22 protein-coding genes and 1 pseudogene are annotated in these 26982 nt (G+C 38.7%); 13 read left to right on the plus strand and 10 right to left on the minus strand.

The genetic code is table 11. The features are described from left to right. Window positions 1-900, minus strand: a complete 900-nt coding sequence (hisG, locus tag AB8618_RS16955; RefSeq protein ID WP_413403259.1) for an ATP phosphoribosyltransferase — start codon at window positions 898-900, stop codon at window positions 1-3. A 693-nt stretch (window positions 901-1593) separates the two neighbouring features. Continuing rightward, complete coding sequence (locus tag AB8618_RS16960; protein WP_409425934.1) at window positions 1594-2496, minus strand: GlxA family transcriptional regulator; 903 nt, start codon at window positions 2494-2496, stop codon at window positions 1594-1596. Window positions 2497-2692: 196 nt separating this feature from the next. Here AB8618_RS16960 and AB8618_RS16965 point away from each other — a divergent pair, with 196 nt between their 5' ends. From AB8618_RS16965 to AB8618_RS16995, 7 genes and pseudogenes are all read left to right on the plus strand, one after another. After that, complete coding sequence (locus AB8618_RS16965) at window positions 2693-3313, plus strand: transglutaminase-like domain-containing protein (protein ID WP_409425935.1); 621 nt, start codon at window positions 2693-2695, stop codon at window positions 3311-3313. A 129-nt stretch (window positions 3314-3442) separates the two neighbouring features. Further along, window positions 3443-3669: pseudogene (locus tag AB8618_RS16970) on the plus strand (hypothetical protein). Between the two features lie 303 nt (window positions 3670-3972). Further along, window positions 3973-6150, plus strand: coding sequence for a M4 family metallopeptidase (locus AB8618_RS16975; RefSeq protein ID WP_409425936.1), 2178 nt, complete (start codon window positions 3973-3975; stop codon window positions 6148-6150). Between the two features lie 88 nt (window positions 6151-6238). Beyond that, window positions 6239-8092: a M28 family metallopeptidase gene (locus tag AB8618_RS16980; RefSeq protein ID WP_409425937.1), complete on the plus strand. Its 1854-nt coding sequence runs from the start codon at window positions 6239-6241 to the stop codon at window positions 8090-8092. Between the two features lie 96 nt (window positions 8093-8188). Then, the gene (locus AB8618_RS16985; protein ID WP_413403264.1) at window positions 8189-10105 is read left to right on the plus strand and encodes an ATP-dependent DNA helicase; all 1917 of its coding nucleotides are present in this window, start codon (window positions 8189-8191) and stop codon (window positions 10103-10105) included. An 8-nt stretch (window positions 10106-10113) separates the two neighbouring features. After that, the gene (gene tsaB / locus AB8618_RS16990) at window positions 10114-10815 is read left to right on the plus strand and encodes a tRNA (adenosine(37)-N6)-threonylcarbamoyltransferase complex dimerization subunit type 1 TsaB (protein ID WP_413403266.1); all 702 of its coding nucleotides are present in this window, start codon (window positions 10114-10116) and stop codon (window positions 10813-10815) included. Window positions 10816-10887: 72 nt separating this feature from the next. After that, on the plus strand, window positions 10888-11217 hold the full coding sequence (locus AB8618_RS16995; protein ID WP_409425940.1) for a hypothetical protein: 330 nt from the start codon (window positions 10888-10890) through the stop codon (window positions 11215-11217). 113 nt (window positions 11218-11330) lie between these two features. Here AB8618_RS16995 and AB8618_RS17000 read toward each other — a convergent pair whose 3' ends face one another. Then, window positions 11331-12620 carry an alkaline phosphatase gene (locus tag AB8618_RS17000; protein WP_413403268.1) on the minus strand — a complete coding sequence of 430 codons (1290 nt, stop codon included), beginning with the start codon at window positions 12618-12620 and terminating at the stop codon, window positions 11331-11333. A 186-nt stretch (window positions 12621-12806) separates the two neighbouring features. Here AB8618_RS17000 and AB8618_RS17005 point away from each other — a divergent pair, with 186 nt between their 5' ends. The 5 genes from AB8618_RS17005 (at window position 12807) to AB8618_RS17025 (ending at window position 18262) form a co-directional block, all read left to right on the plus strand. After that, the gene (locus AB8618_RS17005) at window positions 12807-13658 is read left to right on the plus strand and encodes an alpha/beta fold hydrolase (RefSeq protein WP_413403270.1); all 852 of its coding nucleotides are present in this window, start codon (window positions 12807-12809) and stop codon (window positions 13656-13658) included. 115 nt (window positions 13659-13773) lie between these two features. Continuing rightward, complete coding sequence (fadD, locus tag AB8618_RS17010) at window positions 13774-15426, plus strand: long-chain-fatty-acid--CoA ligase FadD (RefSeq protein ID WP_413403272.1); 1653 nt, start codon at window positions 13774-13776, stop codon at window positions 15424-15426. 50 nt (window positions 15427-15476) lie between these two features. Beyond that, window positions 15477-16607 (plus strand): ribonuclease D, encoded by a 1131-nt coding sequence (rnd, locus tag AB8618_RS17015; protein ID WP_413403274.1) that lies wholly within the window; start codon window positions 15477-15479, stop codon window positions 16605-16607. A 240-nt stretch (window positions 16608-16847) separates the two neighbouring features. Then, complete coding sequence (locus AB8618_RS17020; protein WP_409425945.1) at window positions 16848-17093, plus strand: transposase DNA-binding-containing protein; 246 nt, start codon at window positions 16848-16850, stop codon at window positions 17091-17093. Beyond that, window positions 17054-18262 carry an IS4 family transposase gene (locus AB8618_RS17025; protein ID WP_409426124.1) on the plus strand — a complete coding sequence of 403 codons (1209 nt, stop codon included), beginning with the start codon at window positions 17054-17056 and terminating at the stop codon, window positions 18260-18262. Before AB8618_RS17020 ends, AB8618_RS17025 begins: the two co-directional genes overlap by 40 nt. Before the next feature lie 541 nt (window positions 18263-18803). Here the strand turns inward: AB8618_RS17025 and AB8618_RS17030 are convergent. From AB8618_RS17030 to AB8618_RS17060, 7 genes are all read right to left on the minus strand, one after another. After that, window positions 18804-19277: a sugar phosphate isomerase/epimerase family protein gene (locus AB8618_RS17030; RefSeq protein WP_409425946.1), complete on the minus strand. Its 474-nt coding sequence runs from the start codon at window positions 19275-19277 to the stop codon at window positions 18804-18806. A gap of 192 nt (window positions 19278-19469) precedes the next feature. Further along, complete coding sequence (locus tag AB8618_RS17035) at window positions 19470-20225, minus strand: gluconate 2-dehydrogenase subunit 3 family protein (protein ID WP_409425947.1); 756 nt, start codon at window positions 20223-20225, stop codon at window positions 19470-19472. 2 nt (window positions 20226-20227) lie between these two features. Then, window positions 20228-21907, minus strand: coding sequence for a GMC family oxidoreductase (locus AB8618_RS17040; protein ID WP_409425948.1), 1680 nt, complete (start codon window positions 21905-21907; stop codon window positions 20228-20230). A 2-nt stretch (window positions 21908-21909) separates the two neighbouring features. Continuing rightward, entirely contained in the window at window positions 21910-22602 is a 693-nt protein-coding gene (locus AB8618_RS17045; protein ID WP_409425949.1) for a 3-keto-disaccharide hydrolase, read from the minus strand. A gap of 35 nt (window positions 22603-22637) precedes the next feature. Then, window positions 22638-23855 carry an MFS transporter gene (locus AB8618_RS17050; RefSeq protein ID WP_409425950.1) on the minus strand — a complete coding sequence of 406 codons (1218 nt, stop codon included), beginning with the start codon at window positions 23853-23855 and terminating at the stop codon, window positions 22638-22640. A 13-nt stretch (window positions 23856-23868) separates the two neighbouring features. After that, window positions 23869-24924, minus strand: coding sequence for a sugar phosphate isomerase/epimerase family protein (locus tag AB8618_RS17055; protein ID WP_409425951.1), 1056 nt, complete (start codon window positions 24922-24924; stop codon window positions 23869-23871). Window positions 24925-24931: 7 nt separating this feature from the next. Next, the gene (locus tag AB8618_RS17060; protein ID WP_409425952.1) at window positions 24932-26092 is read right to left on the minus strand and encodes a Gfo/Idh/MocA family protein; all 1161 of its coding nucleotides are present in this window, start codon (window positions 26090-26092) and stop codon (window positions 24932-24934) included. Window positions 26093-26253: 161 nt separating this feature from the next. Between AB8618_RS17060 and AB8618_RS17065 the strand changes: the two genes are divergently transcribed. Then, complete coding sequence (locus AB8618_RS17065; protein ID WP_409425953.1) at window positions 26254-26970, plus strand: helix-turn-helix domain-containing protein; 717 nt, start codon at window positions 26254-26256, stop codon at window positions 26968-26970. Window positions 26971-26982: the final 12 nt, after the last annotated feature.

Raw genomic sequence — 26982 nt, forward strand, 5'->3', positions numbered from 1 at the left:
TTACTCCATCATTTTTTCAATTGGCATAACTAAAATAGAATTGGCACCAAGTGCTTTAAGTTGCTCCATGGTTTCCCAAAATAGGGTTTCGCTGCTCACTATGTGTAGGGCAACATATTCATCGTTACCTGCAAGGGCAAGTAAGGTAGGTTGACCAGCGCCTGGTAAAATTTCACAAATTTCATCAAGCTTATTTTTTGGTGCGTGTAGCATAATGTATTTGCTTTCTTTAGCTTGCTTAACACCACGTAAACGAGGCATTAGTTTATTAATCAGTGCTAATTTTTCAGGATCTTGTAGCTGAGTGTTTTGGATTAAACAGGCATTTGACTCTAAAATAGTATCACCTTGCATTAAGCCATTTGCTTCAAGTGTTGCGCCTGTAGAGACTAAATCACAAATAGCATCGGCAAGTCCTGCTCGTGGGGCTACTTCCACTGAACCTGTTAACATTACTGTACTGGCGTTGATGCCTTCGCGTTTTAGGTATTGGCTTAAAATTTCTGGGTAAGTGGTTGCTATACGTTTGCCTTCAAACCAGCTCTTGTCTTGTTTACCAAGTTCTTGTGGCCATGCAAGTGCTAAACGACAGTAACCAAAGTCAAGTTTAGCAAGCTTTGTTACTTCACTCGGTACACCTTGGCGCTCTCTTTCTGCTTGTACTTCAACTAATACGTTTTCGCCAACAATACCTAAATCACATACACCATCCATAACTAAGCCTGGAATATCGTCATCGCGCACACGTAAAACGTCGATAGGCATGTTGGTTGAGTGTGCTATAAGGCGCTGCTCACGAAGATTGAGTTTTACACCCAGTTGTTTAAGCAGTTCTTGACAATCTTTAGATAGGCGGCCACCTTTTTGGATGGCGATACGAAGACGATTACTATTATTCATTACTCATTTTCCTTTAATTTAAAAACTAAAAACCCCGAGGGAAACCTCAGGGCGAAAATGAATCTTGGTATGTTGATTCGCCAGAGGTTTCCTTTTAGGAACAACCTCTCAGCGAAAGACCTGACAGGTTATTCCGATGAATGATGGTGGTGATGTACAACTGTCAGTGAATTAAGCATTTTTTATATCCTGTTTGGCTAATCGTTATTGTGTTAACGCTTAGCTGCAATCTGTTTAATAAATTTCGCATTTATAAAAACATATTAACCGATATCATGGCAAGGAAAATTTTCTTTAATTAAAGAATACCTTATAACTGCCGGTACTAAGAATATAACCCATTTCAATTAGTGTTACATGAATTGTTTGATTTTTACTCATCAATTAGCTGAGTTCTTGAAGGATGTAGGCATATCTATGATGCCCACTTATTTGGATAAAGTAATCGGTTTGTAGCATGAATCTAAAGGTATGTCTTATATCGCAGATGTGTAAAACGGTGAAGCTACCAAAAAATTACAACTTGAATTACAAAAAGAAAAAACGAAGTGCTTTATAAAGAGTAAACTAAATCACAAATAAAACGGTAACCAAAATGATGATGGAATTGAACTCTTGGGCTTAAATCATTATTTAAACAAAGTTAATTAATCATTTTTACGCCACTTTGCAGGTGTTAACCCTGTGCTTTTTTTAAATAAGCGAGAAAAAACTACTGTTTTCATACCCTACGTCTACTGATATTTCGTTCACGGTTTTATCTGTTGCTAATAACTGTTTTTTGGCTCTATCTATGCGTACTTCTTGTACATATTTGTTGATTGATATACCTGTTGCTTGTGAGAATCGTCTTTTTAAATTGCGTTCACTAAAATTAAATTGTTTTGCTAATTTATTGATAGTGATTACACCGTTTGAGTAATTATGAATCCAATCTTGTACTTCGTTAATTTTTTCGTCTCTGTGATTATTAAATTGAGGCAAAATAAGGTTTAACTTACCAGAGTCAGAAATAAGTAAATGAGTAGCGCACTGCTGAGAAAAACGATCGCCTTTGTCTCGAGCAACAAGGCTTAAAAGTACGCTAATACCCGCTTCAAAAGAGCCCGTTGTATATATATTCCCCTTTCTTAAATACGATTTATGACTAATAAATTGGCAATCAGGAAATAATCCACTTAGCGGCTTGACTAAGCTCCAATGCGTAGCAATCACCGTTTTATTTAATTTACCTGTTGCTGCTAAAAAATATGAGCCATTACTTAAACAAAGAATAGACGTATTACTACTTATTTTAGGTTTTAACCATTCAACAATTAACTCAGTGCCCCGTGGCATATTTTTTAATTTAGAACCTTCTATCGGCGGTATAATAACTAAGTCATACTGCTTATCAGTAAGTGACTTATCGGCAATAACCAGTGAATTACTCGAGCTTGTTATAGGTGCACCGTCGGTCGTTATTATTTCTACGTTATAACTTTGAGGTAATGAGTAATGTGTGTCGAGTAAAGAAACAATGGTAAAAAAATCTTTAGCTAAAAATACGCTAACAGCCCAGCAGCCCTCATAGGCAATAATTGCTATATTTTTCATAATTCTTATGGCCCAATCGGACTATTTAAAATGCCTGTGCAGACATAGTATTTTAATTTTTGTATAAGTAACATTAAAAGATACTTTAAAGACTTATATAGTTTTAAACTTATTGTTTTAAAATGCTTTTTTACTATTAAAAAATATAGCTAAACTATCTGTAATTACAATAAATACATTCGTTAAGGGGACAGGTTTGAAGCAGTACTTACAAAATGATGCTTTTTTCAATCACAAGCATAATGAAATTAATAGCTGGCTAAAAAAGGTAAAAGGCAATGACGAACGCACTAAGGCCGTTTCAATATATTACCTTGTAAGAGATGGAATTAAATATGATCCTTTTACACTTTTAGATGGAGCAAAGTCACTAAGTAGTGATTATTGCTTGGATAATAAAGCAGCATATTGTATTCCAAAGGCATCATTACAAATAGCATTAAGCCGAGCTTGTAATATTCCTGCACGATTAGGTTTAGCTGATGTTCGTAACCATTTGAGCACTCCTAAATTAGATGAGTTACTAAAGAATGAAGTGTTTACAATGCATGCTTACGTGGAGCAGTTTATTGAAGGTGAATGGGTTAAATCGACCCCTGCTTTTAATAAGGAACTATGCGACTTAGTTAAAATAAAACCGCTAGAATTTGATGGGGTTAATCATTCTTTATTTCATCAATTTACTACAGATGGCAAAAAGCACATGGAATATTTAAAAGATCACGGTCAATATGCTGTAATGCCAACAGCATTTATTAATCAAAATTGTGAGCTTTATTACCCGCATTTAAAACTTAATTTTAGCAATATTGAATAATGTATTAATCGATATGACGGCAAGAAAATTTAATGAATATCTTACCGCTGCCGATAACATTGACAGTATTGCTTTATTTATCAACAGTTTTATATTTATTAAATTACGCCTAACCTGCTGGAGGTACACATGGATATAATGATCCCCTATTTAGGGCAAATTACCCGTTTAGCGCTTGAATCTAAAGGTGCTTTTCATATTGCAGGGGTGCAACAAAGCGCTAGAGCAAAACAAGTTGAACTTGAAGAGCGTAAAAAGAAAGAGATAGAAAAGCAAAAAAAATATCGACAACAAATGCTGATGAACATAATAAAAATACAGATGATAACGATAAACACCTCGATACATGGGCATAATAATTAAATATGCCCTCCACTTTTTTCGTAATTCTTATTACGTGCCTTTCTTTTTTACAAATTACAACCTCTACTTTGTAACTTTAAATTTACAAATTAAATATTTAAAATTCATTAAAACGAAACTAAAAATCATTTAACATTGATTTTTAACACTTTATTTTTGTTGGCTAATACTTTAATTGTAAATTTTTTGTTTAATTTCCATTTGGTCATTTTGTGACCTACGCTGATCCTGAATCGGGAACAGGTAGTGCCGGTTAGTATAAATATACTATTAACAAAACAAAATGGAGCGTAACCGTGAATTTATCAAAAATCACAATAGCAACCCTTGCGGCTTTTACTCTAGTACAAGCACCAGCAGCGGTAGCTGCGAATAAAAAATACCTTAGTGAGCAGTCAAATAACATCAATAAAGCGCAAAGTAGTGTTGTATCACCTAATGATACTAACCTAGCTGCAAAAATTGGCTTGGAGTCAGGGAATAAATTAGTCGTAGTAAAAGAAATTAAAAGTAAAAATGGAGATATAACCAAACGATATCAACAGTTCTTTAACGATTTACCCGTTATAGGAGATACCGTTAGCCTAACATTCAAAAATGGCCAGCTAAAACACTCTCATGGCGCTGCTGTTTATGATCTTGCTACAGATATTAATAGTGTTACTCCTAAGTTAAGTAAAAATAAAGCAATTACAAAAGGGTTGCAACAATCAGATATAGCAATAAAAACCGCTGATTTGAAAAAGTATAATGAAAAATCTCAACTAGCAATTTGGCTAGACGAACAAGGTACTGCTCATTTGGTTTATGAGGTGTCTTATGTAACTTATGGTCGAAACCCTGCGAGACCTTATCAAATTATTGATGCAAATAATGGAGATATTCTATTTAGCATCGATAACCTCCAACATGCTGATGCGACTGGTCCAGGTGGAAACTTGAAGACGGGCAAATATGTTTATGGCACTGATTTTGATAGTTTGAATGTAACTCAATCGGGCAGTAATTGCGTGATGGAAAATAGTAACGTTAGAACTATTAATTTAAATGGTGGGACGAGCGGAACAAATGCCTATTCATTTACCTGTCCTGAGAATACCTTTAAAGAAATTAATGGTGCTTACTCACCTTTAAATGATGCACATTATTTCGGCAACGTAATTTATAACATGTATAACGATTGGATTGGTACGCCACCACTATCTTTTCAATTAAAAATGAGAGTGCATTATAGCAACAATTATGAAAATGCATTTTGGGATGGCAGTGCAATGACTTTTGGAGATGGTCAAAATACATTTTATCCACTTGTAAGCTTAGATGTATCAGCCCATGAAGTAAGCCATGGGTTTACCGAGCAAAATTCAGGTCTGATCTATAACAGCAAATCAGGCGGGCTGAATGAAGCTTTTTCTGATATGGCAGGTGAGGCTGCAGAGTATTACATGAAAGGAAGTAATGATTGGCTCGTAGGTCAAGACATATTCAAAGGTAATGGTGCTTTGCGATACATGAATAATCCAACACAAGATGGGCGCTCGATTGATAAACAAAGCGATTATACTAGTGGTATGGATGTACATTACAGTTCAGGTGTTTACAACAAAGCGTTTTATAACCTAGCCACGACTGCTGGATGGAATACAAAAAAAGCATTTGAAGTGATGGCGCGTGCTAATCAACTGTATTGGACTGCCAGTACTAACTGGGATATCGCCGGTAATGGTGTTATGGACGCAGCCTGTGATCTAAACTACGACACACAGGACGTAAAAGCGGCGTTAAGTGCTGTTGGTGTAAACTCTAGTTTGAGTGCTGGTAGTTCGTGTGATTCAGGTTCCGAAATAGAAGCGCTTTCAAATGACATCCCACGCACGGGGATCAGCGGTGCAGCCAAACAACAAATATTCTTTACGCTTGATGTTCCACAAGATGCCGGTAACTTATCATTTACCACATCAGGTGGAACAGGCGATGCTGATTTGTATGTAAAATTTGGGTCTAAGCCAACGCTAAATAGCTTTGACTGTAATAGCACAACGTCAACAAGTAATGAAAGTTGCGCTATCGGTAATGTTCAAACCGGCACTTATTATGTAATGGTTGAGGCATGGAATCAAATCTCAGGAGTCACATTACTTGGCAGTTATGATGGCGATACTGGGGGTACAACGCCTATAAATCGAACTGAAGAAAATGTAGCTGTAAGCTCTGGAGGCTGGACTCGATTTACGCAAAGTTTAGGTTCAGGTTATAGCTCACTTAATGTTTCAATTGCGGGTGGCAGTGGCGATGCGGATTTATATGTAAACTTTGGCGCAGCATCAGATACAAATACTTATGTTTGTCGCCCATATAAAAATGGCAATAACGAAAGTTGTACTATCGATAACCCACAAGCAGGGACTTGGCACATTGATTTACAAGGATACCGCAATGCAAGTGGTGTAACGCTTACTATTCAAGCTAACTAAATCAATTCCTAGGGGAGCGTCCGCTCCCTTTTTTATCTTAGTCATATCACTTTCTACAAATACAGCTCGATTTAAAAGGAATCAATTTATGAAACGTTTATTAAATATTGCGTTAGTTAGCGCTAGCGCCTTAATTGTTCAACCACTGTATGCACAAGACAACGAAAATATATGGGTGACAATAGATCCTATTGCAGCAAAGCATTATCAGCAGACTAAAAAAACAGTAAGTAAATCACATCAATCATTAACTATTCATGCAACTGAGCTAGATACCGTTAATTTTTTAAAGGTTAAGACCTCGGATGTAGCACAGCTGAGTGAGTTTATGCATGATAATTACCATCGGTGTGGCGGTTTTGTAGTGCATGAATCACTAGATGAAGCAAAACAATATACTGAACAGTTGGCAGCTGTGCAAAACCAAAACACCTTAGCTTTTGATTATAATATTGATAATGCGCAAACAACACAGCAACTAATTAATCGTATTAGCCCTAATAATTTAACAAATACTGTTAATTCAATGAGTAGCTTTTACAATCGCTACTATACAACTCAAACTGGGATAGATGCATCTCAATGGTTAAAAGATTATTGGCAACAGTTAGCGGCAAGTCGTAGCGATATCAGCGTTGAATATTTTACTCATAGTTGGGCGCAGTCGTCGATTATAGTCACAATACCTGGGGAAGAAAAAGCTGATGAAATTGTTATCATAGGTGGACATTTAGATTCAATTAACCAATCAAACCCTACAAATGGACGTTCTCCTGGTGCCGATGATAATGCATCAGGTATCGCTGTATTATCAGAAGTACTAAGAGCAATTGTTGATAATGACTACAAGCCGCAAAGAACAATTCAAATAATGGGCTTTGCAGCTGAAGAAGTTGGCTTGAGGGGGTCAAAAGCGATTGCCTCAGCATACAAATCACAAGGAAAAAATGTTGTTGGTATGGTGCAGTTTGATATGACTGGTAATAACGGTAGCAATGAAGATATTGTGATGATGACAGATTACACAACAAATGCTCAAAACCAGTTTCTAGGTCAGCTAATCGATACTTATTTGCCTTCTGTTAGTTACGGTTTTGACCAATGTGGATATGGATGTTCTGATCACGCATCTTGGTATCAACAAGGGTTTACAGCATCTATGCCATTTGAGTCGAAAATGGCTGATATAAATCGATTAATTCATACCATTAATGACACTAATTTTGACGCTGATCATGCTAGTAAGTTTGCAAAATTAGCTGTTAGTTTCATATCGGAAATGGCAAAAAATGCAGGCGATGTGATCCCCCCAATTGGCGACGAATTACAAAACGGTGTTACGGTTGCCGGTATAACAGAAAGTGCAAAAGCGGAACGTGTATTCACATTAAACGTACCTGACAACGCGACTAACTTAAACTTCATTACATCCGGTGGTTCTGGTGATGCCGATTTATACGTAAAATTTAATTCAGCACCTACCTTAACAAGCTTTGATTGTAAAAGTACAACCTCTTCAAGTAATGAGAGTTGTGAAATAGGTAATGCCCAAGCGGGCGTTTATTATGTCATGGTTCAAGCATGGAATGCGATTACGAATGTTTCTTTAACCGGTAGCTATAACGAAGGTAACACAGCAGAACCTATCAATCGTGTAGAAAATAATATTTCGGTAGCAGCAAACAATTGGAGCCGATACACACAAAATCTTGATGCTGGCTATTCGGCATTCACAGTTAATATTAGCGGGGGCAATGGAGATGCTGATTTATATGTAAATTTTGCAAGCCCATCTACAGAATCTGTTTATCAATGTAGGCCATTTAAAAATGGTAATTTAGAAACTTGTAATATTGATAACCCACAAGCAGGTACTTGGTTTATAGATTTAAAGGGCTATAGTTCTGCAAGCGGAGTTACCTTATCTATTACGGCACAATAATAATTAATAGGGGGACAATGCCCCCCTTATTATATAACTTAATTACTTGCCCTTGATGTTTCGCTTACGTAGAATCCCGCTATTATTTTTTACAAAGTGATTGGTATTATCAAACAGCTGTTTAGTGCGACCGGGCCTTTGGCTTTATCAATAGATGGATATACACCACGCCAGCCTCAAATCGATATGGCGGTGGCTGTTGATGATGCATTAAAAACCCGATCTCAACTTGTTGTTGAGGCAGGCACTGGCACAGGTAAAACCTTTGCCTATTTAGCTCCCGCTCTTAAATCTAAAGGTAAAACCATCATCTCAACGGGTTCTAAAGCACTGCAAGAGCAGCTTTATCATCGTGATTTACCGGTATTAGTAAAAGCCTTAGGTGCTGCTAAGAAAACGGCCTTGTTAAAAGGGCGTGCCAATTATTTGTGTACGTATCGACTAACTCAGCATGTGGCACACGTACCAACAGACGACCCTGATGTTATGCATCAGCTTGCTATGGTTGCAAAGTTTGCCAGTGAGACCCACAGCGGTGATCTTGCCGATTGCATTGGTATTGAAGAAGACGCCAAAGTGCTACCTTATGTAAGCTCAACCGCTGATAATTGCTTAGGCAAAGAGTGCCCTGACTTTCAAGAATGCTATATTCGCAAAGCGCGTTTAAAAGCGGCTGATGCCGATGTTGTGGTAATAAATCACCATTTGTTTTTTGCCGATATGGCGGTAAAGGAATCAGGTTTTGCAGAGCTTATGCCTAATGCGGATGCCTACATATTTGATGAAGCTCACCAATTAAGCGAAATTGCCAGCGACTATTTTGGCGAAACAATGAGCACCAAAAAGCTGGTGGATTTAATTAACGATTTGCGCGCTATTTATCGCGCTGAAATCCCCGATATGCTGCAATTAGGTAAAAGTTTAAATAAACTCGAAACCAGTGTCGCTGATTTAAGGTTGCAGTTTGGGGTAGATGGTAGCCGTGGCGATTGGCGCGAAAAGCTCAGTAATAAGCTTATTTGCTCGGCATTACATCGCGTTATTAGTGATTTAGAATTTGTGTATCAGGTTTTAAAGTTATGCTTAGAGCGCAGCGATAAAATAGAACATCCGTTTGAACGAGTTTTGGCTTTTAAAGGCCAGTTAGAACGTGTATTTGATACCGCCCAAACTGGGTTTAGTTACTGGTACGAAACCACGAGGCGCTATTTAACAATAAATATAACGCCATTAAACGTATCGGCAAAATTTACATTGATGATGAAAGAATCTGGTGCGGGGTTTGTATTTACCTCCGCCACGTTATCGGTCGACAATGAACTGAGCCACTTTAATGCAAGCCTTGGCTTAAAGCCAAAGCAAAGTATGATGGTGGATAGTCCGTTTGATTATGCCAATCAGGCGTTGCTGTGCTTACCCCGTTATTTACCACAATCGCATGAAGATAATATGCCTCATGCTATTGTAAAACTGACTTTAGAGCTCATAAAGTCGGCTAAGGGGCGTTGTTTTGTGTTATTTACTAGTTATCGTATGATGCATTTAGTGGCTGAGGGTTTAACGACGCAAATGGACTACCCAGTTTATATGCAAGGGCAAATGTCTAAACGAATTATACTAGAAAAATTTACTCGCCATGGTAATGCGGTATTGCTGGGCACCGCGTCATTTTGGGAAGGGGTTGATGTACGAGGCAGCACCTTAAGCTGTGTTATTATAGACAAGCTGCCATTTGCTGCCCCTGATGATCCTTTACTGCAAGCCAAAATGCAGGATTGCCAAATGCAAGGTAAAGACCCGTTTGCTCATATTCAATTACCCCAAGCGGTGATTGCATTAAAGCAGGGTGTAGGTCGCTTAATAAGAGACAACAAAGATAAAGGCGTGTTAGTGATTTGCGATAATCGCTTAGTTACACGCCAATATGGACAAGTATTTTTAAAGAGTTTACCGCCAATGCGCCGTACACGAAGCTTAGAAGATGCCAATACATTTTTAAAACATATTAATTGAGTACAAAAATGATCAAAAGTAATATTCTCGCCCTAGATGCTTCTACAGAAGCATTATCAATTGTTTTGCATTATCAGGGTAAAACGTTTCATCATTTTGAAGAGTGCCCGCAGCAGCATAGCCAAAAAATTCTGCCACTTATTGATGAGCTACTAGGAAAAGCCGGTTGTAAATTAAAAGATTTAGACGTAATAGGATTTGGCCAAGGCCCAGGTAGTTTTACTGGCGTGCGCATAAGCGTAGCCATTGCCCAAGGTCTTGCGTATTCAACCAATTTACCATTAGTTGGGGTATCTACTTTAGCAGTCATGGCACAGCAGGCATTAGAACAGTTTGGTGCTAAAGATGTTTATTCTAGTATTGATGCGCGTATGGGAGAAATATATTTTGCTCAGTACCAAGAAAAAGATGGATTGATGACACTTAAAGGCGAAGAGCGAGTATTCAAACCTGAATTGTTAGATGCAACCTTGATAGATATAAATATCGATGCTGCAGGCGTAGGAACGGGGTTTAAAAGTTATCCTGATTCATTAACGGCATTTAATAATGTAACCATACAGTCTGAAATAAGCTTACCGGATGCACACTATATGTTGGCACTAGTAGAGGCGCAGTACCTTGCTGGTAAGGGCGTACAAGCCAGTGATGCACAACCAAAGTATGTGCGTGACACGGTAACATGGAAAAAATTACCGGGCCGTGAATAAATAAACACGGTTGTTTGCAAATTAAGCGATTTTAAATCATAATTTAGTTATGTTGTTGGTTGGAGAAGCGCTGTGTCGCTACCTATAAGTTCAGGTTTTTTTACAGGTGATATACCTGCTAAGGTGCGTTCTACTTCGGCAGTTCCGGCGCAGCCTGAACGAGTAATAGAGCAAGCCAAACCACAAAAAACCAATACCGATTATGTCAAAAGTAGCCCAGAAGGGCTTGAACTTGCAAAAGAGTTTACAAAAGCGAACAGCAAAGATACCCAATACAGCCAAACTATTTACGATCAACCCAGTGCTCAAGTAAGCAAAGCTATTTCGACTTATACTGAGTTTGCTAATTTAGAGCGAAGAGCTGAAGTTCAAAATTTAATTGGTGTTGATATATACGCTTAGCTAATGCCAATCCTCAAAATAGATTACTTAAATAAGCGAATTGGTATAAAATGAAAATAAGCAAATAAAAAGCCCGAATGAATCATTCGGGCTTTTTTATTAAATTTCAAAGACTACTGCTCTATATAACCAATCAATTTTTTAGCTATATCGGTATTATTTTGAGAGCCAACAAAGTCATCGCTATTTTTGCCATAAGCAAATACTTGTACATCAGACGCTGTGTGACCGCCCGTTGTCCAGCCAGTAAAACTTAAGTCATTAATGATGCTTTTAACGGCTAAGTTTAGGGGTTTCTCACCCATAGCTTTGGCTTGTTTAAGCTTAATTTCGTTTTCAGCTGTAAACTCAATACTCGTATTTTCCTGCCATACCTTTTTAAGGTTATCTGACTCCATTAACAAATTGGTCAATGTACCCGCAGTGGCTTTAACACCTTTGATGATATCTGTTTCCCATTTATATTGGCCATGTGCACCAATAGTTAAACCACCTGTTGAGTGGTCTGCCGTGATCACCAAAATAGTGTCTGGGTTCTTATCTACATAGGCTTTAGCCGTTTCGATTGATTTAGCAAAATCATCCATTTCAGCCATTGCACAGGCAATGTCATTTGCGTGGCCACACCAATCAATTTGGCTACCTTCAATCATCACAAAAAAGCCTTTATTATTTTGCCCATCAAGCAAATCAAACGCTTTAGAAGTTAACTGCTTTAATCTTGTTGGGTTTTCATCAAGAGCAAATGGTAAGCCTTTAGGTGCATATAAACCTATAGCAGGCACTTGAGTGATTTGACCAAGGTTTTGAATATCATCGCCGTATTGATAACCAGCTTGTTTAAATTCGTCAACTAAGTTTCTGTCATCACGAATAAAGTACTCAGTGCCACCGCCTAACATTAAATCAACCGGTAATTTACCTGCAATTTTATTGTCAATGTAGTCATTGGCAATATCATCGTAGTTTCTTCTTGATTCATTATGTGCGGCAAAGCTTGCTGGTGTCGCATGGTTTATTTGTGAAGTCGCCACTAACGCTGTTGTCATTCCTTGCTCTTTTGCAATTTCTAGCATGGTTTTAACAGGTTTTTTAGCTGTATCAACCGCAATTGCGCCATTATAACTTTTATGACCGCTGCTTAGTGCTGTTGCACTCGCTGCGCTGTCGGTTACGTAGGTATGGTCATCTGGATACGTGTGCGCCATGCCTTTTAATATGGTATCGAAAACGGTGGTTTCTATTTCTTTTGTTGTTGGGTCGTCTTTGTAGTATCGATAAGCGGTTGTGAAAGCAGGACCCATGCCATCACCAATCATATAAATAACATTTTTAGGCGCGGTTTGAGCAAACGCTCCTGTTGTTGTACATAAAAGCGCTAATAAGCCGAACTGTTTTTTCATTGTGTGTACCCTTTAAGTGTACTTATTTTAATAGCGACTATTATTGTATACTGATGACGAGATAAATAAATGAATATGTTTATGAAATCTCGAATTTAAGTATGTGTTCTATAAGCTCGGTTCTATTATTTGTGTATTATCTCTTGTATGTTATTGCCATATCCAAACAAAAAGTAGAGGTTTGCATTGCAACCATTTTCTGTCAAAGCTAACGACTTAGATATACATGGCCTTCAATTTGGTAACGGTGAAGAGGTTGTTATTGCCCTTCATGGTTGGTTAGATAACAGTGCTAGCTTTGTACCTATGCTTACTGACGTACCGTCAAATCAAACATGGTATTGCATTGATTTTCCAGGGCATGGGCTATCATCTTGGCGAAGCTCTCAGGCACATTACTACTTTATTGATTATGTGGATGATGTTTATGCCTTAATCACCGCGCTCAAATTAAAAAGGGTACACTTGGTCGGGCATTCGATGGGGGCGATGGTTGCAGGGCTATTTGCTAGTTGCTTTAACGAGTATGTTAAATCTGTTTCTTTTATTGAAGGAATAGGCTGCGTTACCACACAAGCAAATGAAGTCGCTTCGCAGCTAAAAAATGCCATACTTAACCGGGCACGGTTAACCACTAAAAAATCAAGGATATACACTTCAAAGCAGAAGATTTTTCAAGCGCGTGCAAAAACAACGGATTTAAATGATGAACTAATTGCGTTGTTGATGGACAGAAATATACAACAGATACATAGTGGGTTTGAGTTAACGACAGATCCTAAGCTTAAAAATCACTCAGGTTTTCGATTTGATGAAGCGCAATGTATTGGTGCAATAAAAGAATTAATTGCACCATGTCAATTAATTTTAGGTGATCAAGGTTATCCATTTGTAAAACAAAACTTAGATAAGTATAGTAATTATTACAATAACTTGAGAGTATTAGAAGTGCCTGGTGGACATCATTGCCATATGCAAAGTAGTGGGCTATGTTTTGAACACATTCACGCATTTATGCTGCAAAGTAGTGCATGTTAATTGTATATTACCGATAAATGTGGGATTATCTCTAGATTAGAGTATTTGCTCAATTGTGAAAGTGCCTTACTTAGATTAAGGTTAATAAAAATATAATTATAAACAGGGGCTAAGAGTGGAAAAAATCTGGCTTAAGCGCTACCCAGAAGGTATGCCTGAAACAATCGATCCTGAGCACTACAACTCGTTACTCGGAGTGTTTGAAAAAAGTTTTAATGAATACAAAGATTTACCTGCATTTACAAATATGGGTAAAACATTGTCTTACAACGAAATAGATGCAGCAACAAAACGCGTTGCCGCCTATATCCAAAACGATTTAGGATTAAAAAAAGGCGATAAAGTCGCTGTGATGATGCCTAACTTGTTGCAAACCCCCATTGCTATTTTAGGTATTTTGCGTGCAGGGTGTGTTGTAGTTAATGTTAACCCGCTTTACACAGTACGAGAGCTAGAGCACCAGTTAAAAGATTCTGAAACATCAGCTATTTTTATACTTGCTAACTTTGCTGTTACTCTTGAAAAAGCGCTGCCTAACACCGACGTGAAACATATTGTAGTTACCCAAGTGGGTGACATGATGGGGGGTCTTAAAAAGCATTTAGTTAATTTTGTCGTTAAGCATTTCAAAAAAATGGTGCCAAGCTATACATTACCTAACACGATTAACTTTTGTGATTTGTTAAAAGCAGACCCAACTGGTTACAAACGCCCAGATGTAAACCTTAGTGACTTAGCATTTTTACAGTATACAGGTGGAACTACTGGTGTATCAAAAGGCGCTATGTTAAGTCATGGCAATATGGTAGGTAACCTTGAGCAAGTATCTGGTTGTTTAGACAAAGTGCTTGACCGTGGTAGTGAAGTAGTTATTACTGCGCTTCCGCTTTATCATATATTTGCATTAACAGCGAACTGTTTAGCATTTATGAAATACGGTGGCTTAAATGTTTTAATTACTAATCCACGTGATATGCCAGGATTTGTAAAAGAGCTTAGTCAGCATAAATTTACAGCTATTACAGGTGTAAATACTCTGTTTAATGGCTTATTAAATACTCCAGGTTTCTCTGAGCTTGATTTCAGTCACCTTAAAATGTCATTGGGTGGCGGTATGGCCGTTCAACGTCCAGTTGCCGAAAAATGGCAGAAGGTCACTAATAGCAAATTAATGGAAGGCTATGGTCTGACAGAATGTTCGCCATTAGTTACAATTAGCCCATATGATTTAGAGGCTTATAATGGCTCTATTGGCTTACCTGCGCCAAGTACGGATATCAAGCTAATGCTTGATAACGGTGAAGAAGCGACTAAAGGTGAACCGGGCGAGTTATGGGTTAAAGGCCCACAGGTAATGCTTGGTTATTATAACCGTCCTGACGCAACCGCTGAATGTTTAAAAGATGGCTGGTTTGCTACCGGTGATATTGCGACATACGATGATGAAGGCTTCTTCTATATTGTTGACCGTAAAAAAGACATGATTATTGTGTCAGGCTTTAATGTATTCCCAAATGAGATTGAAGAAGTGGTTGCGATGCACGAAGGTGTATTAGAAGTTGCCGCAATTGGTATTCCTCATGACATTAGTGGTGAACAAGTTAAAGTTTTTGTTGTGAAAAAAGACCCTTCTTTAACTGAAAAAGATATAATAAAACATTGTCGTGATAATTTAACTAATTATAAGGTTCCTAAACTCGTTGAGTTTAAGGATGAGTTACCCAAAACTAACGTGGGTAAAATTCTCAGAAGAGCCTTAAAAGATTAGCAACTATAAAAAAGCCGACATTAGTCGGCTTTTTTATTGTAGGAGACTCAGTGCACTACCAATTGATCCAAACCCAAAATGAGCTAAATACGTTTGTAGAACAAATAAAAAACAAACCCATTCTTGCTATTGATACCGAGTTTATGCGCCGCCGTACTTTGTATCCCGAAGTTGCACTAATTCAAGTTTATGATGGCGAGCATTTAGCACTCATCGACCCGCTTGCAGAGCTTTCCTTATTTGATTTTTGGCAGATACTTAAAGATCCAAACGTGTTAAAAGTACTTCATTCTCCTTCAGAAGATATTGAAGTTTTTCAAAAATACGCAGGTTTTGTTCCTTATCCATTGTTTGATACTCAGTTTGCACTTCAGCTATTAGGCGAGGGTAACTGTATGGGGTTTGCCTTAATGGTAAAAACCTTGTTGAATATTGACATTGATAAAAGTGAATCGCGTACCAATTGGTTACAACGTCCTCTCACTCAAAAACAACTTGAATACGCTGCGGCCGATACGTTTCACTTACTACCTTGTTTTGAGTTAATTATAGACAGCATTAAAGCGGCCGATTTATTTGATATTGTTATTAACGAAAGTGAATTAGTGGCAAACAAGCGTGCTTTTCAAACACCAGATGAACTGCTTTATAAAGAGATTAAAAATGCATGGCAGCTCAAGCCGCATGAATTAGCGGTACTAAGAGAATTAGCCGTGTGGAGAAGAAATAAAGCAATTCGTAAAAATCTTGCGCTTAATTTTGTTCTTAAAGAGCACAACATGACTGAAATCGCTAAGCGAGGCCCATCGAGCTTAAATGCGCTTAGACAAATTCCGGGTGTTGAGCCTATTGAAGTGAATCGTTCAGGGGTTGAAATTTTAAAGTGTATTGAGCAAGCTAAAGCTATCCCACCTGAACAGCACCCTAAAGTACTAAAGCGTTTAATTGATTTTCCTACATACAAAAAAGTAGCGAAAGAGATCAAACAAAACATTACTAAGGTTGCAAAAGAGCACAACATACCAGAAGACGTTATGGCCTCCAAAAAGCAAGTGAATCAACTTATAAGTTGGAACTGGAAGATAACAGATGAACAAAAATCACAGCAGATAAAACCAGATTTACTCAATTCTTGGCGCTATGAATATCTTAAAGATACACTCAAAGAGTGGGATGTTTGAATAGACTGAGGAACTCGTTTTTATATTAAATGAGTTCCACTAGTTCAGGAACTGTTTATCTTTGCGGATTAAAATTTGTTCAAGCTAGGGGGGATCGCGGCGCAAGGTTTGTAACCTATTGGGCCCGATAACTGCTCCTGCGTTATTCTACTGGCTTACATCCCTGTCTCTTATACACAAGTCTTTGAATATCGTTAAGTCTGTGATCTAATCGATCATCATCACTCATAGATTTATCATATGCACAGAAACACTTCTGAAGAATGGGCTCAATTAATTTTTGGTAACGCTAATTTAGGAGATCCGAGACGCACCCGACGATTAGCTCTACTAGCAAGTGATATGGCTGAGAATGCAGGCAGCTCAATTGTTAAGGCTTCTGATACACCCGCCAAAATGAAGCCGCTTATCGTTTCATTAGAAATGAGAAAATATCCCCTCAAGCGATCGCCGATTCAGGGTTCTCACAAACGAGTGAAGCGGTAAAGCAGTTGCCTTTGGTTCTCGCTATCCAAGATACGACAGGATTGACATTTAAACACAGTGTTTGCAAAGAATTAGGCGATGTGAACTGTGCAAATACATTAGGAAAACCATCAAAAACAAGAACGCTATATGCGCATTCAACGTTAGCCATTGATGCAGATACGGAGCACGTTATTGGTTTACTCGACCAGTACTATTGGTTTAGGAAATCAAAGGTTAAAGGGACTAAAGATCAACAACAGCAACGCCCTTACGAAGAGAAAGAAAGCTATCGCTGGCAACAAACATTAATGGATATAAAAAAACGTACAGGTGAATTATCAAATATACTTAACATCTGCGACAGAGAAGCTGACATTTATGAGTACATGACTTACCAAAAAGATGAAGGGCATCGATTTTTAGTCAGAGCAAAAGAAAATAGAAAATTAATAGAGCCTCAATGCAATCTCAATCAGTTAATAGAAACAGCGCAGGGTCAGTGTTGTTACACTATTAATATAGCGCAACGTGCGGGAAGAAAAGCGCGTCAGGCCCCAATTACATTGAGCTATCAACCTATAACACTCGCCAAGCCTAAGCGAGTACAAGGGCAAGAATCACCGACATTGAGCGTCAATGTCATTGTCTGTCAGGAAAAAGAAAGTACGCAGAAAAATCCATTATGTTGGATTTTATATACGACAGAGCCCGTAAACACAGCAGAAGATGCCCAGAAATTAGTAAGATACTATGAACTTCGCTGGCGTGCAGAGGAATTACATAAAACATGGAAAACAGATGGAACCGAAGTAGAAGATTTACGCTTGCAGCACAGTGATAATATTTTACGAATTGCGATCATTAAAGCGTTTATTGCTGTCAGGTTATTACAACTGCAAAATATGGCACAAAGGAGTGAATTAGGCAAAGAAGTGAGATGTACAGCCTGTGTTAAAGAGATGACGTGGAAATTACTATGGGCAAAGGTTGAAAAGGATGTGTTGCCGGATAAAGTACCGTCTCTTCATTGGCTATACTATAGTTTAGCGAAATTGGGAGGGTGGTATGACAGTAAAAGAAATGGTCGAGTTGGCGTAAAAGCACTCTGGAAGGGATGGTTGAAATTAGCAGAAATGGTCGAATCTGCCAAATTGTTAATATCAATTCAGCAGACAGAAAAGTTGTGATCAAGAGACAGGCTTACATCCATGTAAGAATAAGTAAAAACCGAGCAAAGCTTCCGCGACCTGCTCAAGCCTCTTACCTACATCCATCTAGGCAATAAAGAGTAAATCGCCCCTAGGCAGAACCCTAAGGGCAGCGCCTGTTTTGCATTGATGGTGCTTTATCGCCTATTTACGGGAAATAACCACACCATATAGGCGCTGCCTTGCCTAAATACCAAACAAACTGTTGAAAATTGAACCTTGAAAGGTAAGCAGACCCTAGTTTTGCGTGGTTTTTAATATTTTATCTAAGTTTGCTTTTGATTTGGCAACGCTTTGTAATGGACTAATACCCGCTGGAAACTATTCTTGTTCTATTACTAACCACTTCGTTTTTCCACCGGCTATGAGAGACCTAATTATTTTTTCCATGGATAGTTGTTTTTAGCGAATATAAGGCTTAAACGGTCATTTTCATGTGTGCGAACTTTTAAATGTGCTACATAGGTTCTACTTGTGTATTTTTTATAAAATGTATAGGCTCTTTGCCCGCATAATGTACCTAACCTATGTCCAGTTGCAGTGGTAAGGAGCTCGGTGTATTGCAGGTAATAGCATCCCAATAAGTTTCATTATTAAATTGTTCAAACTCTTTGTTGTGATTATAAAAACCAATATACATATCATATTTTTGTGCAATCTCATTAAGTTCTTTTAGTTGTTTTGCTAATGGCATTATACCTTCGGGATCCCATGCTCGCTCATCCCACGGCACGAATAAATTAGTCACGCCAAGTGTTTTATAAAATAATAAAGTCTCCATTAATTGGGTGTTTGAAAGTTTATCAAAGCCTATATGTGCACTACTGGCAACTAAGTTTAAATCATTTAGTTTGTTTTTTAATGCTCTTGGGTTATCTGCATAGGGGCCAAAGTCACCAGCAAACTCAAGTCCTTCAAAGCCCATATCCGCAAGTGCTGTGACGGTTGCATTAAAGTCAGCTTTTAAATCATCCTTAACTGACCACAATTGCACGCTTACCTTAGCTGACTCGAACTAACTAGCGTTACTTGTGAAAGGGAGCATAACAAGCAGGAGCAAACTGCACGCAATAGAATTAATTAAGAAGGAATGAGAGGATTTAAACAAAAGATTACACCTAAATATAAGCAGGGAATAAATCCCTGCTTGGACTGGGCTATAAAAAAAGAGGACTCAGATTACAAATTAGTCGGTATAAGCATATTGGCTTAGACCAAGTTCATTTAATACGCTATCTAAGTGTTGCTTTGCTTCCGTTGATGGACCTGGGTAATCACCTGCAATAGGTACATTACCTAAGTAACCAATGTCTTTACATCCTTGTGGTGTGCAAAAGAAAGCGCCTAACACTAACTCTTTAAAACGTAAAAACGTTTTACCAATACGTTTAAACTGGGCTGGGGTGTCTTCATTTAAATAGGCTATATCGTCTAAAATTGCGCGATGCTGCTGCTCATTGAGCGCAACAAACTGTTTTTTGAAACGAAGCTGTGATTCATCGTTGATCCAAACAAGTGAATTTAATATTTTAATTCGGTCTCGTTGTTGCCCTTCATAAGGTGCACTCACCCATTCATTGATCACTGCCGGTACTTGCAGCTCACTTGCTGATGGAATATCGCCTTCACGCGGCACAATATAATCAGCTAACAGAGCCACTAACGTAATTTCATCTTTTGTTAAGGTTAACGGCCAAGGCGACTCTGGTGGCATCACTAAGTTTGGATCTTGACCATAACCTTTTGCTGCCACTGGCTTAATATCTAAATCAGGCCAATGTTCTTTTGCAGAAACCGTTACATCATCTTCAAATGCCTTTGTGCAGCCTGCTGTTAAACCAACCGCAGATCCTGCCGCTAATAAACCAAGCCATTTTAATGACTCACGGCGGCTCATGTTTGAAACATAGTTATATGATTCATTTTCGTTACGATGATGCATAATTAAAGTACTCCGTTATCAATTTGTTGAGCCAGCCACGTTGAGTTACGCATTGCCAACGTCATGATGGTGAGCGTACAGTTTTTATGTGGGTTTGAAGCAAATACACCGGCATCCATTACAAAAAGGTTATTACAATCCCATGTTTGACCCCATTGGTTAGTTACAGAGTCTTTCATTGAGCTGCCCATTCGGGTTGTACCCACTTCGTGAATGATTTCACCGCCTTTAGATATCGCTTTTTCAGCAGGTGGCAGTTCTCCAACGGTTGCTCCCATGTTTTCTAAAAGCTGCTTAGCTGTTTTTAAGCCATGTTCGATTTGCTTTAATTCTCGGTCTGACCATTTAAAGTGGAATTTTGAAACCGGAATACCCCATTTATCTTTAACGGTTTCATCAATTTCCATGTAGGTATCTTTGTTTGGTAGCATTTCACCGCGCAGTGCAAAACCAACATACGACCCATACGCATCACGAATTTGTTGCTTAAGGGCAGGGCCATAGCCTTGTTTATCACCGTATACACCAGAGCCTGGCTGCCTAAAACCACCACCAATTTCAAAGTGATAGCCGCGCGGAAAATCAAGTTCATTTTTGGCTTGCGCTTGGTGGCCCCACCAAGGAATAAATAAGTGATTGGCTGTATGCCCATCTTCATTATATCGTGGGCGCCCTTTAAGCGCTGGAATTTGTGCACCTAACCACGCACCGGTAGAATCCATGAGGTTACGGCCTACCTGATTACTTGAATTTGCCAAGCCCTTTGGGTGTTTTTTATGTTTAGAATTAAGAAGAATACGGGCTGACTCACAAGCACTCGCTGCAAGAATAACGATATCAGCTGATAATGACTGTTCAGATACCGACTTTTTGTCAACATAAGTAACGCCGGTAACTTTACCGTTATCGTCAACGTTTACAGATTTAACCATTGCATCGGTTATTATTTCAAGGTTACCGGTTGCTTTAGCCATTGGTAGTAGAGACGTGGTTGTTTGAAATGCAGCGCCAATAGAGCAGCCAGAGCCACAAGGCGTTGCATAAAAACACGCTAATCGGTCATCTTTAGGGCGTGTTAATACTGCACGGTGCATAGGCACTGCCTGAATCCCCATTTTCTTTGCTGAAGCGGCAATTAAAAGCTCTGGCACGCGTGGTTTAGGTGGCGGCTGTAAAATGCCTTGGGCTGAATCTGGCATATCATCATGGCCTGTATTTGTACCACAAATACCCACTAACTCTTCTGTTTTGTCATACCATGGTGCTAAATCATCATATTCAAATGGCCAATCTGCACCATGACCATCACGGGACTTAGCTTTAAAGTCGTGCTCACTAAAACGCAGAGAATAACGGCCCCAGTGGTTTGTTCGACCACCAAGCATACGTGCGCGCCACCAATAAAAATCACTTCCTTTTGCACTCGTGTATGGCTCATCAGGAACTTGCCAGCCGCCATCAACGGTTGCATCATAAAAGCCAAAGTTTTTATCTTTATTTCCTGCACCCATTAACGGGGCTTCACTGTTACGGCGAAACATCGGGCTTTCAGTTTTAGGGTCGTAATCACGGCCAGCTTCAAGTAACAATACTTTGTGGCCTAACTTAGTTAATGTATATGCGGCCATTGCACCGCCGGCACCCGAGCCAACAACGAGTACTTTATGATTGATTTTTTTCATCGTTATAGCTCCTTAATTTTTATATTTTTGAACCAGACTTTGTCACCATGATCTTGCAGGCCTATATGGCCTTGTTTTGAGGTTGCAAAGTTAGACCATGTAGCAAATTTACTGTTTTGTACTAATGTGTTCCAAGGGCTGCTGCCTATAACCATACTGACTGTACTCACGCCGTTCTGCCAAACTTGCAAATGATTATCGAGCATTTTTATACGTACCGTATTCCATTGCATTGCCGGTTTATGTGCAGCAGTCGGTGCTGAAAGTAAATCATAAATTGAGCCCGCCAAATGCGAATCTATTTCGGTATCCGCATGGCGATCATTATCAATAATTTGAATTTCTGGGGCGTGAGAGTAAATATAACTACCTAGCTCATCAGCAAGAACAAAAATGCCGCTATTACCCACTTCACTAATTTTCCAATCTAGTTTTAGGTCAAAATTCTTATAGATTTTTTTTGTTAAAATGTCACCACCACCTTTTGTAAGTAACATTGCACTATCGTCTATTTTCCATTTTGAGCTAAGTTCATCACTTTTAAAATTACGCCAATGAGACATATCTTTACCATTGAATAGTAATTGCCAGCCTGTGGCGTGTTCTTCTTTTGTTAATTTATTATCTTGAGTCTGTGCAATTACAGTGCTACTGAAAAGCAGTGCAAGTGACATAATCGAAATTGATTTAAGCATGTGTTGCCCCTTATGTTGTTTGCTATTTATTGCTATTAAACGTATTTCTTTAAATTTTTTTGTTTTGTTATAAACAAGTGAAAACCAAAAAATACAACAATCAGTACAATTGGAAAGATTAATAGGTTCTCTAAAACAGCTTGCCCAGCAACGATTTCAATTTGTTCTACTGAGATATTGCTCACTTGTGCATGTTGTTTGGCATCATCTATCCAATAACCTATTATTGGATTCCACAGACTCATTGCAAACATGCCAGCCCCGCCAATTAATGACATCCCTAATGCGCCAGTTTTTGGTGTATATTCGGCAACACAGCCAATCATGGTCGGCCAAAAATACGTGACACCAATGGCGAATAGCGCTGCGGCAAAATAAATTGCACTTCCTTGAGCTTGGCTCATTAAAAAAATGCCGATTGTTGAAAATACCGCTGAGCCTAGTAGCAGGCCAGATGGACTAAAGCGATGAACAATTGGACCTGCAAAATAACGACCCAGTGCCATAAGGCCAGTAATAAGCGCTAAAATGACCATTGGGGATGCGCCTGAAGACCCTAATATCTGTTCAATCCATTGCTGAGTGCCAAACTCTGTTACCGCAGTTATCGTCATACAAATGATTAAAAATATATACAAAGGTGAAACGAGGTTTCTCACGTTACTGCTGGTGGAGTTTTGCTGTGCATCAAATTTAGGAAATTGCGCTGTAAGCATCATTGCGCCATAAATAGCGGTAGGAATTAATATCAAAGCGACTTGCCATTGCCAGTTGAAGCCTGATGCTGTCATTGCACTTGAAGCTAATGCGCCTATAACGATACCGCCGGGAAACCAAACATGGAATCGGTTTAACATCGTTGTTTTGTTATTTGGATACATTTGCGCAATAAGCGGATTACAGCCGGCTTCAACAGAGCCATTTGCAAAACCAATTAAAAAAGTTGAGATAAGTAAGGCCCAAAAACCATCTGCGGATATTGTTAATAACAAGCCGAGTAAATGACAAGCAAACGCCAGTGCTACTAATTTCTTAGCCCCGATTGCGTTATAGATGATACCACCGAGCATAGTCGCTATCGGAAAACCCAAAAAGGCCATTGCATTGACCCAACCAAGTTGGGTGCTCGTTAAACTAAATTGCTTACCAAGTTGGCCTAAAATACCGGCACGAATCGCGAATGTCATTGAGGTGACTATTAACGCGATACAACATAGGCGAAAAATGAGGCTTTGATTATTATTGTTATTCATTGTGTAGTCCTATCTAGTTAATACCCAATATCCGCTTATTACGTTGGGGATTGGTATTCATTGCACTAAAATCATCAAACGCTTTGCTGGCAGGTGTAATTATGTGTTGTTCAATAAATGGTGCGCCTTCTTTAGCCCCTTGCTCAGAATCTTTAATACAACATTCCCATTCCAAAACAGCCCAGCCATCAAATCCATATTGGGTTAACTTACTGAATATTGATTTAAAATCTATTTGACCATCACCGAGTGAGCGAAATCTGCCCGGTCGATCTTGCCAATCTTGATAGCCACCATAGACACCACTGCGGCCGCTTTGATTAAACTCTGCATCTTTGACGTGAAAAGCTTTTATTCGCTCATGGTAAATATCAATAAATGCAAGGTAATCAAGTTGCTGCAATACTAGATGACTTGGATCGTATAGAATATTTACCCTTGGATGATTACCTGTTGCAGCTAAAAAGCGCTCAAATGTAATACCATCGTGCAAGTCTTCTCCTGGGTGTAACTCATAGCAAACATCTACTCCCATTTCGTCAAAGTAATCAAGTATCGGTAGCCATCGTTTAGCAAGCTCGTTAAAGCCTTCTTCAACTAAGTCTTGTGGTCGTTGCGGCCAAGGGTAGAAGGTATGCCAAAGTAGCGCACCCGAAAATGTAACATGGTTTTTAAGTCCTAAATTTTTACTTGCTTTGGCAGCAAACATTAATTGTTTAATTGCCCATTCAGTTCTCTTTATTGGGTTACCACGTAACGCTTCAGGGGAAAAATTATCAAACATTTCATCATAAGCAGAATGCACTGCAATTAACTGTCCTTGTAAATGCGTTGATAACTCGCAGATTGTAAGCCCTGCTTGTTTAGCAATGCTAGTCACTTCATCGCAGTATTCTTGGCTTTGAGCTGCTTTTTCTAAATCGAATATCTCAGTATTTGATGTTGGTAGTTGAATTGCTTTATAACCGAGCTCTGCCGCCCATTGGCAAATATCTTTAAAATTATTAAATGGCGCTTCATCGCTGATAAATTGCGCTAAAAATATTGCTGGGCCTTTTATTTTTTTCATACTTTCTCTATCCAATTTTAAATGTGTGCCATTTAGTCTCTTCTTTAGAGGCGGCTACTGCATTTTCAATAAATGCCATGCCTCTAATCGCATCTTTTATACCTGGTACATCAAAGTCACCATTTGTTGCTTTTTTCCCTGCTTTTTTCGCGTTTATTTGATTAGCAAAGTTGACGTATATATTGGCAAATGCTTCAAGGTAACCTTCTGGGTGGCCTGTGGGTGCACGAAGCGCGTTTTGTGCTGCTTCACTTTTTAGCGCAACACCCGCACGTAATAGTATTGTTGGCGCGTTATGATTTTTAAACCATAAACTATTTGGCTCCATTTGGTTCCACTCTAAACTTGCTTTATCACCGTAAATGCGAAGAGATAAATTATTTTCTTCGCCAAGTGCGACTTGGCTCGCGAGTAGCACACCTTTACTATCATTATTAAAGCGCAGCAAAACAGTGCCATCATCATCCAGTGTTCGCCCTGGCACAACGTGATTCAGATCAGCACAAAGTGAGCTAATCTCAAGGCCGCTAACATATTCGGTTAAATTAGCTGCATGCACGCCAATATCAGCGATACAACAGCTTATTCCAGCTTGCTGTGGGTCTAAGCGCCACTGGGCTTGCTTTACTTGTTCGTCTTCGGTACCACAAAGCCAACCTTGAGAGTATTCAACAATGACCTTACGAATAGCTCCTATCTCGCCTTGGGAGATGCGATATTTCGCTTCTTTGATCATTGGGTAACCGGTATAGGTATGGGTTAAGCCGTATAAACAATCACTCTTATCTAAACTTTTCTTTAAGCTCAGAGCTTCATGTAGGTTTAATGTTGCAGGTTTATCTGATAAAACGTGAAAACCGCTCTCAATGGCTAATTTAGCGATAGGGAAATGTAGGTGATTAGGGGTAACAATAACTACAAAATCAATACGCTGATCAACAGGTAACTTTGCTTCTTCAATAAACATCTGCTGATAAGTGTCATAACTCCTACTGGAGTCAATACCAAGCATGGATGCTGTTTTTTCTGTGAGAGCAGGATTAGAGCTAAAAGAACCTGCTACAAGGTCAATTAATCCATCGAGCCTAGCTGCAATACGATGAATGGCACCAATAAATGCGCCTTCAGCGCCACCCACCATTCCCATTCTGATTTTGGGATTATTCATCAAAAATATCACCTCAGTAGTAATCTATTGAACTTAGTTAACATCATGTTATTTATAATAGAGATTGGTGATCATTAGGGGTAATAAAAATTCGGTTGACAATGAAACAAAATCGGCGTTTTATATATTTAGTATAAAGTTAATTATCGAGGTCCAAAGCATTGGATATTCAACAGATTATTGATAGAGCAGGGGTCAATCAACTAATCTCGGCATTTGATTTGTTGCCTGATATTTTATTTTGGGTAAAAGACACTGAAAGCCGGGTTCTTTTTGCCAATCAACATTTTATTGAACATCAGGGTTATAAAACGTTTGATCAAATAGCGTTCAAAACTGATTACGATTTTTCACCAAAACACCTCGCGTTCCAATATGTAAACGATGACAAGCGAGTGATGTTGGGGGGAACTGTCACCGACAGGCTTGAATTAAACCACACATCAAATGGAGAACTAGCTTGGTTTTCCACATCTAAAAAAGCAATTTATTTGGATCAAGAAATTGTCGGAACTTATGGTGTTACACGCCACCTTCAAAAAACCTCTAAAGCCTTGTCCCATGTGAGGGCAATAGAAGGGCCGGTAGATTATATTCGCGAACATTATTCACGGCCTATCAACATAGAACACTTAGCGGATCTTGCTCATTTATCTGTGAGTGCGTTAGAAAGGCGGTTCAAAAAACATTTAGCGAAAACGCCGAACCAATTTATTAACGAAATACGTTTAGAAAATGCACGTAAGTTGCTTATTGAAACGCGATTACCGATTTCACAAATAGCGTATCAATGTGGTTTCTCAGAGCCAAGTTATTTTAGTAAACAATTTAAGCGCTTATTTGGTGATGTTCCATCTAAAATACGTGCAAAAATATAATCTAAGAATAAT

The organism is Pseudoalteromonas sp. RW-H-Ap-1 (assembly GCF_048318575.1).
Lineage (GTDB): Bacteria > Pseudomonadota > Gammaproteobacteria > Enterobacterales > Alteromonadaceae > Pseudoalteromonas.

Excerpts from the sequence above, each read along its gene's own strand:
- hisG (WP_413403259.1), bottom strand. The coding sequence starts at position 900 with ATGAATAATAGTAATCGTCTTCGTATCGCCATCCAAAAAGGTGGCCGC.
- AB8618_RS16960 (WP_409425934.1), bottom strand. The coding sequence starts at position 2,496 with ATGAAAAATATAGCAATTATTGCCTATGAGGGCTGCTGGGCTGTTAGC.
- AB8618_RS16980 (WP_409425937.1), top strand. The coding sequence starts at position 6,239 with ATGAAACGTTTATTAAATATTGCGTTAGTTAGCGCTAGCGCCTTAATT.
- tsaB (WP_413403266.1), top strand. The coding sequence starts at position 10,114 with ATGATCAAAAGTAATATTCTCGCCCTAGATGCTTCTACAGAAGCATTA.
- AB8618_RS17000 (WP_413403268.1), bottom strand. The coding sequence starts at position 12,620 with ATGAAAAAACAGTTCGGCTTATTAGCGCTTTTATGTACAACAACAGGA.
- AB8618_RS17020 (WP_409425945.1), top strand. The coding sequence starts at position 16,848 with ATGCACAGAAACACTTCTGAAGAATGGGCTCAATTAATTTTTGGTAAC.
- AB8618_RS17035 (WP_409425947.1), bottom strand. The coding sequence starts at position 20,225 with ATGCATCATCGTAACGAAAATGAATCATATAACTATGTTTCAAACATG.
- AB8618_RS17040 (WP_409425948.1), bottom strand. The coding sequence starts at position 21,907 with ATGAAAAAAATCAATCATAAAGTACTCGTTGTTGGCTCGGGTGCCGGC.
- AB8618_RS17045 (WP_409425949.1), bottom strand. The coding sequence starts at position 22,602 with ATGCTTAAATCAATTTCGATTATGTCACTTGCACTGCTTTTCAGTAGC.
- AB8618_RS17050 (WP_409425950.1), bottom strand. The coding sequence starts at position 23,855 with ATGAATAACAATAATAATCAAAGCCTCATTTTTCGCCTATGTTGTATC.
- AB8618_RS17055 (WP_409425951.1), bottom strand. The coding sequence starts at position 24,924 with ATGAAAAAAATAAAAGGCCCAGCAATATTTTTAGCGCAATTTATCAGC.
- AB8618_RS17060 (WP_409425952.1), bottom strand. The coding sequence starts at position 26,092 with ATGAATAATCCCAAAATCAGAATGGGAATGGTGGGTGGCGCTGAAGGC.